The organism is Kouleothrix sp. (assembly GCF_046328425.1).
In the GTDB taxonomy this organism is placed as follows: Bacteria; Chloroflexota; Chloroflexia; order Chloroflexales; family Roseiflexaceae; genus Kouleothrix.
The window spans coordinates 238,939-251,268 of the sequence record NZ_JAXLWP010000005.1 but is presented as its reverse complement, the minus strand read 5'-3'; the positions used below and the strand labels follow the sequence as shown (position 1 = coordinate 251,268).

Here is a 12,330-nt window from a genome sequence, read left to right as displayed (position 1 = left end):
TGAGGCAAGGCATGAAGCGAATCGTCGGGATTCTGGCGGTGATTGGGCGGCTGGCCGGCTGCGCGGCGATCCCGGGCATGCCGCCTACGCCGTGCGCGGGCGGCCCGGCATGCCCCGCGACGCCGCCCGCGCTGTGCGCCAGTGGCGCGGCCTGCCCTTCCGGCGTGCCGAGCCCGCCCTGCCCCGCCGGCACGAACTGCCCGCCTGCGCCGCCGCCGCCGTGCACGGCTGGGGCTAGCTGCCCACCGACCGTGGTGCTGCCCACGGCGTGCGCCAGCGGCCCGGCATGCCCGCCCGCGCCGGGCCAGGCCCCGGCGCCGCCGTGCGCGGGTGGCACTGCCTGCCCGGCCCCGCCCGCGCCGCTGTGCCCGCCTGGCGAGAGCTGCCCCTCCGCCGGCCGCCCGGCCGGCCTGGCCGGCGCCCCGCCAGCCATACCCGCGCTGCACCTGAGCAGCGTGTCGCTGCCGCGCTACGAGAAGCTCGAGCTAACGCTCGACCTGATCGCCGAGTACCAGAACCCGTTCGACCCGGCCCAGATCGACGTGCAGGCCAGCTTCAGCGGCCCGGGCGGCCAGCAGATCAGCGTGCCGGGCTTCTTCTGGCAGAACTTCAGCAGCGCGCTGGCCGACGGCAAAGAGGCGCTGACACCACAGGGCCGGCCGACGTGGAAGGTACGCTTCACGCCGCCGCGCGAGGGCAGCTGGAGCGTCACGGCGCGCGTGAAGACACCGGCCGGCCAGGCGCAGAGCCAGCCCGCCAGCTTCAGCGTCACGCCCGCGCGCCGCCACGGCTTTGTGCGCGTCGACCAGCGCGACCCGGCGTACTTCGCCTTCGACGACGGCGCGCCCTACGTCGCGATCGGCCAGAATGTCGGCTGGTATGGCGACGGCGGCACCCGCGACTACGAGCGCTGGTTCGGCAGGATGCACGCGCAGGGCGCCAACTTCGCGCGCGTCTGGATGGCCAGCTGGGCCTTCGGCATCGAGTGGAGCGACACCGGCCTGGGCGACTACACCAAGCGGCTCGATCGCGCATGGCAGCTCGACCGCGTGTTCGACCTTGCGGCCGAGAGCGATATCTACATTATGCTCACGCTGCTGAACCACGGCGCGTTCAACACCGGCGTGAACCCCGAGTGGCAGGGCAACCCCTACAGCGCCGCCAACGGCGGGCCCTGCGCCCGGCCGGAAGATTTCGCCACCAGCCCGCAGGCGCGCGAGCTGTTCAAGCGCCGCCTGCGCTACATCGCCGCGCGCTGGGGCTACAGCCCGAACCTGCTGGCCTGGGAGTGGTGGAACGAGGTCGACTGGACGCCGCTCAGCGCCAGCGCGACGCAGCAGGCATGGATCAAAGAGATGACCGGCGCGCTCGCACAGTTCGACCCGTACGGCCACCTGCGCACCACCAGCTACGCCAGCAGCGGCGACGAGGCGGTGTTCGGCATGACCGAGATCGACATCACCCAGCGCCACAGCTACAACCCGGCCGACCCGGCCGACACCTTCGCGCGCGGCACCGCCGAGATGCTGGCGCTGGGCCAGCCGGCGCTGTTTGGCGAGTTCGGCACCGGCGCGGACGGCGCCGACGCCACGATCGACCGGCAGGGCGTGCACGTGCACAACGGCCTGTGGGCCGGGCTGATGAGCAAAGGCGCCGGCACCGGCATGAGCTGGTGGTGGGACAACTACATCGACCCGAACGACCTGTACCCGCTGTTCAAGGGGCCGGCGGCATTTTTCGCCGGGGAAGACCCGGCGGCGGCCGGCTACAAGCCGCGCCGGCCGCGCATCGAGGGCGCGCCGGCGGCCATGCTGCTGCTGGCCGCGCCCGACCGGATGCTCGGCTGGGTGCGCAGCAACGCCGCCACCTACGACGCGCTGCGTGGCGCATACGCGCGCGAGCTGAGCAAGGCCATGGCCGAAAAGCGCAAGCTCACCAGCTTCGAGCCAAGCTTCCCGCCGGTCGAGGGCGCGACATGGCAGCTTAGCGGCCTGAACCCCGGCGCCTACACCGTCGAGTGGTGGGACACGGCCGCGGGCACGCCGATCGGTACCACGCCGCTCGCGGTAGCGGCTGGCGGCGCGACATTGAAGTTCCCGGTGTTCACGCGCGACCTGGCGTTCAAGATCAAACCGGCCTAGGGCCGGTGCTTTCAAAAACCACGAAGGGACGAAGAACCGAAGCGCAGCAGTTCGCCATTTTCAAAGAAGAAAGTACCAACCCAATGAAAACCCAACCTCTCGCCGGCGCCTGGCAGTTCCGCGAGCGTGGCGCCGCCGAATGGCAGCCGGCCACGGTGCCCGGCGGTGTCCACACCGACCTACTGGCGCTCGGCACGATCAACGACCCGTTCGTGGGCGACGAAGAAAAGCGCGTGCAGTGGGTCGCCGAGCGCGATTGGGAGTACCGCCGTAGCTTCACCGCCGACGCGGCGCTACTGGAGGCCGAGCGCGTGTTCCTGGTGTGCGACGGCCTCGACACGCTGGCCGAGCTGTGGCTGAACGACCAGCCGATCGGCGCGGCAGAGAATATGTTCCGCCAGTATCCCTACGACGTGGCCGGCGCGCTGCGGCCGGGCCAGAACGAGCTGCGCGTGCTGTTCACCTCGCCGGTGCGCGCCGCCGCCGAGCGCAACGCCCAACGCCCGATGATCATCGTCGGCGACTTCACGCTGATCGGCGGGCCGCATCTGCGCAAGGCGCCCTGCCACTACGGCTGGGATTGGGGCCCCATGCTGCCGGCGATCGGTGTGTGGCGCGATATCCGGCTCGAGGGCTACGGCACGGCCAGGCTCAGCGACGTACACCTGCGCCAGCAGCACGCCAACGGGCATGTGGCGCTCGTGGCCGACATCCACGCCGAGCGCTGGGGCCAGGCCGCGCTGCGCGCCGAGCTGCGGCTCACCGCGCCGAATGGCCGCGCCCAGGTCGCGGCCGCCGATCTCGACGGCGAGCACGCCCAGATCGCCATCGACGTGGAGCACCCCAAGCTGTGGTGGCCGAACGACCTGGGCGCGCAGCCGCTGTACCAGGCCGAGCTGGTGCTGCGCGCCGGCGAGGCGATCCTCGATGCGCGCCACTACCAGGTGGGCCTGCGCACGATCGAGCTGCGCCGCCAGCCCGACAGCTGGGGCGAGTCGTTCACGTTCGTGGTGAATGGCGTGCCGGTGTTCGCCAAGGGCGCCAACTGGATCCCCGCCGACTCCTTCCCCACGCGCGTCGGCGCCCGCGAGTACGATCGGCTGCTCGGCGCCGCCGCCGCCGCCCACCACAACATGGTGCGCGTGTGGGGCGGCGGCTACTACGAGGACGAAGCCTTCTACGATGCGTGCGACCGACTCGGGCTGCTGGTGTGGCAAGATTTCATGTTCGCCTGCGCCAGCTACCCGCTCGACGAGGCGCCGTTCCTCGAAAACCTGGCCGCCGAGGTGCGCCAGAACGTCGCGCGGCTGCGCCACCGCGCCTGCCTGGCGCTGTGGTGCGGCAACAACGAGATCGAGACCGCGTGGGTCGAGTGGGGCGGCTGGGACACGCCCGCGCACGCCGGCCTCAAGGCCGCCTACAACCAGTTCTTCCAGCACATCCTGCCGGCCTGGGTGGCCGAGGCCGACGCCGACACTGCCTACTGGCCCAGCTCGCCTTCGTCGGGCGGCAACTTCGAGCAGCCCAACGGCGGCGCGCGCGGCGACATCCACCAGTGGATGGTGTGGCACGCGATGCAGCCATTCGAGCGCTACCGCGACACGCCCGCGCGCTTTGTCAGCGAGTTCGGCTTTCAGTCGCTGCCGAGCCTGGCCACGGTGGCAAGCTACGCCGCGCCCGAGGATTGGAACCTGACCTCGTACATCATGGAGCACCACCAGCGCAACCTGGCCGGCAACGGCAAGATCATCACCTACACCGCCGCGCACTTCCGCCTGCCGCACGACTTCGCGTCGCTGGTGTACCTGGGCCAGGTGCTGCAGGCCGAAGCCATGCGTATTGGCGTCGAGCACTGGCGCCGCGACCCGGCCTGCGCCGGAACGCTGTACTGGCAGCTGAACGACTGCTGGCCGGTGGCCTCGTGGTCGAGCATCGACTACTTTGGCCGCTGGAAGGCGCTGCACTACGCCACGCGCCGCTTCTTCGCCCCGGTGGCGCTCTCGGTCGACGACCGCGGCACGGCGGCCGGGCTGTTCGTGTCGAACGACACGATCGCAACATGGTCGGGCGAGCTGCGCTGGGCGCTCGAGCGGCTGGACGGCAGCCAGCTGCGCGCCGGCCGGGCGCCGGTGCAGGCCGCGCCGCTGGCCGCCACGCTGGTGCAAACGCTCGACTTCGCCGCCGAGCTGGGCGGCGACGCGCGGCGCGACGCCGTGCTGGTGTGCGAGCTGTGGCGCGCCGGCGAGCGCGTGCAGCTGAGCGTCACGCCGTTCGCCCCGAGCAAGCACCTGCGCCTGGCCGATCCGCAGATCGCCGTGGCGGCCGACCGGATCGGCAGCCGCGTGATGATCGAGCTCTCGGCGCGCTCGCTGGCGCGCTTTGTGGCGCTCGAGCTGGAGGGCGCCGACACGACCTTCAGCGACAACTACTTCGACCTGCCGGCCGGCCGGGCGCTGGCGGTGACGGCGCCGCTACCGGCGGGCTGGACGGCCGAGCAGGCCCAGGCCGCGCTGCGCGTGCGCTCGCTGTGGGATACATTTGCCGAGGCGAAGCGATAGCGCCGGGCTACGCAGATAGGGCGCTCCGCCGCCCGCCGATTGCCGGCACGCGCCGGCACCTGAAACGGGGCCGTGTATGATCGACCAGATTGAACTTGCCGAGCCGCTGGCGGCCATAAGCTGCGACCTGCGCGCGCGCGTCGAGGGCGAGCTGCGCGGTAACATTCTGCCGTTCTGGAGCGCGCACATGGTCGATGCAGCCAAGGGCGGATTCTACGGCGCGCTGACCAACGACCTGCGCCTGCGCGACGACGCGCCGCGCTCGGCAGTGCTGTGCACGCGCATGCTCTGGACATACGCCGCGGCCTACCGGCGCTTCGGCCACCCCGGCTACCTGGCCACCGCCCAGCACGCGCTGGCCTACCTGTGGGGGCATTTCTGGGACGCGCGCCACGGCGGCGTGCACTGGCAGCTCGACGCCTTCGGCCAGCCGCTGAGCCGCCGCAAGCACAGCTACGCCCAGGCGTTCGCGATCTACGCGCTGGCCGAGTACCATCGCGCCACCGCCGACGCAGCCAGCCTGCGCCTGGCCCAGCGGCTGTTCGGCCTGCTCGACCGCCACGCCCACGACGCGATCTACGGCGGCTACATCGAAGGCTGCGGCGCCGACTGGGGCGCGCTGGCCGATATGCGCCTCAGCCAGAAAGAGCCGAACTGCCGTAAGTCGATGAACACCATGCTGCACCTGCTCGAGGCCTACACCGGCCTGCTGTGCGCCTGGCCCGACGCGCTCGTGCGCGCGCGGCTGGCCGAGCTGGTGACGATCTTCCTCGACCGGATCATCGACGCGCGGGCCGGGCGCTGCCACCTGTTCTTCGACGACGCCTGGCGCCCGCTGGGCGGGCCGGTGTCGTACGGCCACGACATCGAGTGCGGCTGGCTGCTGGTGCGCGCCGCCGAGGTGCTGGGCGATGATGGGCTGCTGCGGCGCGCGCGCCGCGCCGCGCTGGCGCTGACGCAGGCAGTGTACGAAAACGGCCGCGCCGCCGACGGCAGCGTTGCCTACGAGGGCGGCGCGCACGCCTCCGGCGACGACCGGCACTGGTGGGTGCAGGCCGAGGCGCTGGTGGGCTTCTACAACGCCTACCAAATCAGCGGCCACGAGCACTTCGCCCAGGCCACCGAGGCGTGCTGGCAGTACATCGAGGCGCGCTTTGTCGACCGGCGCTACGGCGAGTGGTTCAAAGTGCTCGACTGGCGCGGCGTGCCACGCGCCGACCACCCCAAGGCCGGGCCGTGGGAGTGCCCCTACCACCACACCCGCGCCGCGCTCGAGCTGCTCGCGCGCCTGCCCGACTAATACCAAATTCGCTTGATTACTGACACTTTGGTGGGGGTTTGGGGGTGGCTTCGCCGCCCCCAAATTTCTTATTGTTAGGACTTACGCAGTTGCGCTGTTCGGCTTCCCGAAGCCGCGCATAGTGCCTGCGGCAGCACGATACTTGTTGATCATCGTGTGTGCGGTTTTTCCGCGATCCGCGCGGAAAAACCGCACAACTCTACGGAATGAGGTACCGCTCTGCCGAAGGCTGAGCTCGCCAATTGCGTAAGTCATAATTGTGTTGCACGACGTGGCTTCGCCACGTCGTGCAATATAATCTATACGTGATCAAGCGAACAGCGATCATCGCTGGCATAGCCTCGCATCCCAAGCACAACTCGCGATCAGCGTATATAATGCCGGGACGCTGGGGCGGGCAAGCGCAGCCTGCCGGGGAGGAACGCACAAGCGAGGGGCTATGCAATCGCTCGATGATCTCATGCCACAGGGCGCCGATGGGGCTGCCTCCGTGCCGCGCAGCCGGCGGCTCGACCGGGCGCTGACGCGCGTGAGCGACGCGCCGCTGCGCGACGGCAATGCGCTGACACTGCTGCGCAACGGCTCGGAAACATACGCCGACTGGCTGGAGGCGATCGGCCGCGCGCGCCGCTGGGTGCATCTCGAAAATTATATCTTCAAGTCCGACGGCATTGGCCAGCGCTTTGCCGAAGCCCTCGCCGCGCGCGCGGCCGACGGCGTGCGCGTGCGCGTGCTCTACGACTGGTTCGGCTCGCTTGATGTGCCCAGCTCGTTCTGGCGCAAGCTGCGCCAGGCCGGCGTCGATGTGCGCACCTTCAACCCGCTGGCCGTCACCGCGCCATTCGATGTGATCCACCGCGACCACCGCAAGCTCCTGGCCGTCGACGGCGAGTACGCCTCGGTTGGCGGCGTCTGCATCGCCGACCCCTGGCTCGACCGCTCGCCCGTCACCGGGTTGCCCTACCGAGACACCGCAGTGCGCGTGCTTGGCCCCGCCGTGGCCGACCTCGAGCGCGCCTTCGCCGATGTCTGGCGCGTGGCCGGCGCGCCGCTGCCGCCCGACGAGCAGCCTCCGCTCGGGCGCATCGTTCCGGCCGGCCGCGTCAGCGCCCGCGTGATCGAGCAAGAGCCCGACCGCATGCGCATGCTGCGCGTGTTCCAGGTGATGCTGGCGGCCGTCGAGCAGCGCGTCTGGATCGCCGACGCCTACTTCCTCGCCGCGCCGATCCTGCGCGAAGCGCTCATGGCCGCCGCGCGCGATGGCATCGACGTGCGCATTCTGCTGCCGGCCACCAACGACCTGCCGATGGTCGGCGCGCTCTCGCGCTACGGCTACCAGCCGCTGATCGAGGCTGGCGTGAAGATCTGGGAGTACGCCGGCCTGATGATGCACGCCAAAACCACCGTGGCCGACGGCTGGTGGGCGCGCGTTGGCTCGACCAACCTGAATGTCACCGGGCTGCAGACCAACTGGGAGATCGACCTGGTGGCCGAGGATTGGGAATTCGGCGCGGCGATGGAGCGAATGTACGAGGACGACCTGGCGCACGCCCGCGAGATCCGCCTGAGCGGGTCGCGCAAGCTGCGCCCGCGCCCGGCCCGGCCCGAGAGCCGCGCCGAGCGCCAGGCCCGGCGGCACCGCTCGGGCGGCAGCACGCGCGCCAGCGTGGCGATGGCGCGCGTCGGCGCGGCGCTGCAGACTGCCGGCAGCGAGACGCTGAAAAACCAGGATCGCACGATCAGCGCGACGATTGGCGCTGCGCTGCTGGCGCTGGCGCTGCTGATCGCGCGCTTCCCGCGCGCGCTCGCCTGGCCGCTGGCGGCGCTGGGCGGCCTGCTCGGCGGCGTGAGCCTGGCCCGCGCGGTGCAGGCGCCCCAGCCGGCGCTACACGCGCCGCTGCGCCGCCGCGGCGAGCGCTTCAAGCCAGCCACCTGGCGGCTGAAGAACCCCGGCCGCCGCGCGCGCCGGCGCCGCCTTGAGCTGGGGTAGCCAATGCCCGAATGGCAGAAAATCGCGCCAGCGCTGATCTCGATACTGGTGATCGTCACGATCGCGATCGCCCGCGCCTACTCGAAAACGCTGGCCGCGATCGTCGCAACCATGCCGGTGAACATTACGCTGGCGCTGTGGATCGTGTGGAGCGCCGAGGACGGCCGGCCTGGGCCAACCCTAGCGTTCGCGGCCTCGATGCTGCGCGGCATCCTGGCCACGCTGGCGTTTCTGCTGGCGGCGTGGCTGGCCGCGCGCGCGGGCTGGCCGCTCGTGCCGCTGCTGCTGGCAAGCTACGCGGCCTGGCTGCTCGCACTTGGCGCGCTGTTCTGGCTCGCCGGCGGGTAGCCCGGCTCGCCAAACCCGGCCGCTGCGTCGTCCAGCACCAGCACCCAATCCGGCCCGCTGGCCGGCGGGGTGAACGCGGCAGTAGCCGTGCGCGCGAATGTGCCGATCGGCGTCGTCGCGCCGCTGCGCGGATCGTACCAGCTGGCGCGCAGCTGCGTACCCGCCAGCCAGCCCAACGACACCAGCACCGGGTCGGGCGTTGGCAGGTACACCAGCGCGTAGCTCCCGGCGGCGTCGCGCGCGGCCTGGCGGTAGCTGCCGCCGCTGCCGGCGTCGCCGGCGAGGACATCGGCCACCGGCACGCGCGTCAGATAGGGCCGGCTCTCGGCCAGCGCGCGCAGGTGGCGCATCTGGCTGGCGCCCGGCCGCTCGAGCGCCTCGGGCCAGAACCGGTCGGCGTGATTGATGATCGGGCGTTCGGGCGCGGCAAACTGCCACACCGCGTGGTGCCCGTATGTGACGCCGCAGCCGCCGGCCAGCACCGAGCGGTACGCTTGCTTGCGCACGTCGTGGTCGCGAAAGTAGCCGTTCGCCGGGTTCCACTCGGGCCAGGGGTTCACCGGGTGATCCTCGTAGTTCGGCTCGCCGTCGAAGGTCGGCCGCGCGGGCTGCAGCGCGTAGTCGCGCGCGATCCACTCCCACACCGGCACGTCGTGGCCGGCGCCGTGGCCCGACTGGATCATGTGAATGTCGAGCCACGGCTCGTCGTTCAGCCAGGCCGAGGTTGACTCAGCGCCGCCCCAGGGGTGGTAGGTCTTCAGCACGCGCGCGCCCGCGCCCGCGTCGATGCCGGCGGCCATGGCGCGCCAGATCGGGCGATAGTCGGCGCCGCCATGCACCGCCGGCCGATCGCCACCCAGCACCCAGACCAGGTTGGCCTGGTCGCGGTAGCGCCGCCCTAGCCACTCGCCGTAGCCATAGGCGCTGGCCGCGTCGAAGATCGCTGGGCCGGCGCCCCACAGCGGCGTGACTTTATCGCCCCAGGTGGGCAGCAGCCCGACATACAGCCCATGCTGCTCGGCCAGCGCCAGCACCTCGTCGACAAAGGCGAAGTAGCGCTCGTTTGGCCGCGCCGGGTCGGCGTCGTGCAGCGGCAGGTCGCCGTTGGCATTCGGCACGCGCAGCCCATCGAACTCGGCCAGCGCCACGGCCAGGATCACCGTGAAGCGCTGCTGCTGGCGCGTGGCCAGGTAGCGCTCGGCCTCCGCGCGCGTGAGCCGGTGGAACAGCTCCCAAGCGGTGTCGCCAAGCCAGAAGAATGGCCGCCCGGCGTCGTCGACGAGAAAGCGCCGGTTGTCGCTCACGGCCAGCCGGGGAAGTTGTGGCATTGTTTCCTCCAAACGCCTCGTATGCGGGGCTACCGCGCGCCGGCAGCCTGCAGCGCCAGCCGCAGCAGCGCGCGCATGCCTGCGGGGATGCGCGCCGGCACGATATACTCGTCGAGCCGGTGCTCGTTCTCGCCGTCGCCCACGCCGACGCACACCGCCGGGATTCCGCGGCTCAGCGGGATGTTCGCGTCGGTGCTGGCGATGTCGAGCGCGGCGGCGAAGCCTTCGGCGCGGTAGGCCGCCACGGCAGCGCGCACCAGCGCGTGGCTGGCCGGAATGCTGCCCGCCGGCCGGTCGCCGACAGTTTCGAGCGCGAACTCGACGCCCGGCTCGGCCGCGCGCGCGTCGGCCAGCGCGCGCTCAACCTGATCGACCAGCGCCTGGAGCGCGCGCGGCGCGGTCGAGCGCAGATCGAGCAGCAGGCTGGCCGAGGCGGCGATCGTGTTCACCGAGCTGCCGCCGGCGATCGTGCCAATGTTGAAGCTGCTGCGCGGCTCTTTCGAGGCCTCGAGCCGCGACAGCCGCGCGGCCAGCCGCACCAGCGCGTGCACGGCGCTGGGCGCGCCGAAATCGGCCCACGAGTGCCCGCCGGCCGCCGCAGCGCCGATACGGTAGCGCCGCACCCCCAGGCCGGCGTGAATAATCCGATCCGGCCCGGTGCCTTCCAGCGCAATCGCGGCGCCAACCCGCTGGCCCAGCCGATCCACCGCCGCGCGCATGCCGCGCAGGTCGCCCAGGCCCTCCTCGCCCACATTCGCCACAAACCAGATCGCGCCGGCGTGCGCCAGGTCGTGCTGCTGCAGCGCCTGCGCCAGGTGCAGCAGCGCGGCCACGCCCAGGCTGTTGTCGCCCAGGCCGGGGCCGTACACCCGCGCGCCCTCGCGGCGCACGCTCAGGTCGGTTCCGGCGGGGAAGACCGTGTCGAGGTGCGCGGCGATCATCAGGCCCGGCCGCTGCGGCCCGGCGCCCGGCCGGCAGGCGTAGACGTTGCCAAGCGCGTCGGTGGACACCTCGTGCAGGCCATAGGCGCGCAGCTGCTCGGCCACAAACGCGCCGCGCGCGCGCTCGTCGAATGTCGGCGCGGGGATCTGCTGGATGGCGATCGCCGTGGCCACAACTGCCTCGGCGTCGAAGTCGCGCGCGGCCGCCTGCAGGCCGGGGGGTTCGTGCAGCATCGTTGCTCTCTTCTGTTCTAGCTAAGCTCCAGTGCCTCGCCCGGCGCGTGGCGCGCCGATTTCCCGGCGGCGTAGAGCGTCACCGCGCCCTGGCCATACACGCGCCAGCCGCCCGGCGCGTCGTCGATCATGCCGGTGCGCTCGTCGATGCCGATCAGCACGCTGCCCGGCAGCAGCGCGGCCAGGCGCGCGGCCCAGCTTCGGCCAAACGTGTTGTGGTGCGGCAGCACGCAGGCGTTCGGCACCAGGCCCAGCCCCGGCCGCACCTGGCCGGCCTGCGGGTCGTAGTAGTGCTCGCACAGCACCATCGCGCCCGCGCTGCTGCCGGCGATCACCGCGCCGGCCGCGTGGGCTTCCAACACAGCTCGCCAGCTGGCGCTGTCGCGCAGCGACTGCCCGAGATGGTGCGGAAAGCCGCCCAGCAGGTAGATCAGCCGCGCGCCGCGCAGCGCGCCCGCCACCGCCGGGTCGTCGGCCGAGGCCCGGTCGGTCAGCGGCAGCACCGCCACCTGGCGCGCCCCCAGGCTCGCGAACCAGCGCGCGCCGTTGCCGCCCGCGCGCTGGTGGTTGCCGTCGGGCGCGGCGGCGGCCGGAATGATCGCCAGCGGCGCGTCCGGCCCGCCGGCCAGCTCGATCGCCCGCCGGTCGGCATCGGCCATGCGCCCGCCGAACTCGGCGCCGCCTGCGAGAAGCACGTATCCCATGGCTCACCTGCATCAAAGCGCCGATCATACCACGAAACCTGCGCGGCCCGCGCATATTATACCAACTCCGTTTGATTACTTGTGTTTTCTTGTGCGGCGCCCGGCAAAGCCGGGCGCCGCACAAAAAAGAAATTTCCGGGGCGGCGAAGCCACCCCGAACCCCCACCATAATCCAAGCGATCAGCCGGATTTGGTATTATACTCCGGTGGCGGCCTGGCCTGCGCCGCCGCGCGTTTGGTGAAGAAGCGCTATTCGCCGGTGAAGAATTATTTCCGCACAACCGCGGGCCGGCGATGTATGCTGGCGCTGCAGTGAGGCAGCACACGTGGCCCGGATGCCAATACTACCGTCCGCTACGGTATGGCCCTGGCAGCTGGAACCGCCGGAGTGCGCCGGCCAGGTTATGTTTCGGGGGCGCTGAGTAGCGCGTTGCACCGGGCGCTGGCCAACGAACCTCCGGCGAGGATTGAGCGACAGGAAAATGCGTCGCGCTGTGTGAGCACAGCTGCGCGCGGGCCTGGCACCGGCCACGCTGCCCACTGTATTCTCGCACAATGTCACTCTGTAGCGTGGGGCCGGCCGCATCACAGCGAAGCTCGAAATTCGGCGCTTGCGCAACAGCGCCGATGGTGGGGCGGGCGGCGCCGCCTGAAGCGAAGGAGGCGCACGAACTATTCTTACCGGACAATCAAAGAAGGCGAATCGTTGCAGTAGGCGCGCGCCGGAAGCACCGGCGCGCGCCGCTTGTTGGCCTCCGGAGTGATCGGATCTTCCCGTAGTGTAAA

Annotated in this window: 9 protein-coding genes; 6 read left to right on the top strand and 3 right to left on the bottom strand. The window is 71.1% G+C overall.

Annotation, left to right across the window (positions count from 1 at the left end; genetic code table 11):
• Positions 1-11: 11 nt before the first annotated feature.
• The 5 genes from U0177_RS05765 to U0177_RS05745 all read left to right on the top strand — a co-directional run bounded on the left by U0177_RS05765 (position 12) and on the right by U0177_RS05745 (position 8,337).
• Positions 12-2,141 carry a DUF5060 domain-containing protein gene (locus U0177_RS05765; RefSeq protein WP_409569646.1) on the top strand — a complete coding sequence of 710 codons (2,130 nt, stop codon included), beginning with the start codon at positions 12-14 and terminating at the stop codon, positions 2,139-2,141.
• A gap of 83 nt (positions 2,142-2,224) precedes the next feature.
• Positions 2,225-4,699: a beta-mannosidase gene (locus U0177_RS05760; protein ID WP_409569645.1), complete on the top strand. Its 2,475-nt coding sequence runs from the start codon at positions 2,225-2,227 to the stop codon at positions 4,697-4,699.
• Between the two features lie 76 nt (positions 4,700-4,775).
• On the top strand, positions 4,776-5,999 hold the full coding sequence (locus U0177_RS05755) for an AGE family epimerase/isomerase (RefSeq protein WP_409569644.1): 1,224 nt from the start codon (positions 4,776-4,778) through the stop codon (positions 5,997-5,999).
• A gap of 439 nt (positions 6,000-6,438) precedes the next feature.
• Positions 6,439-7,989: a phospholipase D-like domain-containing protein gene (locus U0177_RS05750; protein ID WP_409569643.1), complete on the top strand. Its 1,551-nt coding sequence runs from the start codon at positions 6,439-6,441 to the stop codon at positions 7,987-7,989.
• A gap of 3 nt (positions 7,990-7,992) precedes the next feature.
• Complete coding sequence (locus tag U0177_RS05745) at positions 7,993-8,337, top strand: hypothetical protein (protein ID WP_409569642.1); 345 nt, start codon at positions 7,993-7,995, stop codon at positions 8,335-8,337.
• Here the strand turns inward: U0177_RS05745 and U0177_RS05740 are convergent.
• From U0177_RS05740 to U0177_RS05730, 3 genes are read right to left on the bottom strand one after another with little or no spacing between them, the layout of a single operon-like run.
• Positions 8,283-9,665, bottom strand: a complete 1,383-nt coding sequence (locus tag U0177_RS05740; protein WP_409569641.1) for a glycoside hydrolase family 140 protein — start codon at positions 9,663-9,665, stop codon at positions 8,283-8,285. The two genes, U0177_RS05745 and U0177_RS05740, sit on opposite strands and share 55 nt — an antisense overlap.
• Positions 9,666-9,694: 29 nt before the next feature.
• A complete protein-coding gene (locus U0177_RS05735; protein WP_409569640.1) occupies positions 9,695-10,840 on the bottom strand; it encodes a M20/M25/M40 family metallo-hydrolase in 1,146 nt (381 codons plus the stop codon).
• Between the two features lie 17 nt (positions 10,841-10,857).
• On the bottom strand, positions 10,858-11,544 hold the full coding sequence (locus U0177_RS05730) for a Type 1 glutamine amidotransferase-like domain-containing protein (protein ID WP_409569639.1): 687 nt from the start codon (positions 11,542-11,544) through the stop codon (positions 10,858-10,860).
• Between U0177_RS05730 and U0177_RS05725 the strand changes: the two genes are divergently transcribed.
• Complete coding sequence (locus U0177_RS05725) at positions 11,543-11,860, top strand: hypothetical protein (protein ID WP_409569638.1); 318 nt, start codon at positions 11,543-11,545, stop codon at positions 11,858-11,860. The two genes, U0177_RS05730 and U0177_RS05725, sit on opposite strands and share 2 nt — an antisense overlap.
• The last annotated feature ends 470 nt before the right edge of the window (positions 11,861-12,330 follow it).

Coding starts and splice junctions, on each gene's coding strand:
- U0177_RS05765 (WP_409569646.1), top strand. CDS start 12: ATGAAGCGAATCGTCGGGATTCTGGCGGTGATTGGGCGGCTGGCCGGC.
- U0177_RS05760 (WP_409569645.1), top strand. CDS start 2,225: ATGAAAACCCAACCTCTCGCCGGCGCCTGGCAGTTCCGCGAGCGTGGC.
- U0177_RS05755 (WP_409569644.1), top strand. CDS start 4,776: ATGATCGACCAGATTGAACTTGCCGAGCCGCTGGCGGCCATAAGCTGC.
- U0177_RS05750 (WP_409569643.1), top strand. CDS start 6,439: ATGCAATCGCTCGATGATCTCATGCCACAGGGCGCCGATGGGGCTGCC.
- U0177_RS05745 (WP_409569642.1), top strand. CDS start 7,993: ATGCCCGAATGGCAGAAAATCGCGCCAGCGCTGATCTCGATACTGGTG.
- U0177_RS05740 (WP_409569641.1), bottom strand. CDS start 9,665: ATGCCACAACTTCCCCGGCTGGCCGTGAGCGACAACCGGCGCTTTCTC.
- U0177_RS05735 (WP_409569640.1), bottom strand. CDS start 10,840: ATGCTGCACGAACCCCCCGGCCTGCAGGCGGCCGCGCGCGACTTCGAC.
- U0177_RS05725 (WP_409569638.1), top strand. CDS start 11,543: ATGGCTCACCTGCATCAAAGCGCCGATCATACCACGAAACCTGCGCGG.
- U0177_RS05730 (WP_409569639.1), bottom strand. CDS start 11,544: ATGGGATACGTGCTTCTCGCAGGCGGCGCCGAGTTCGGCGGGCGCATG.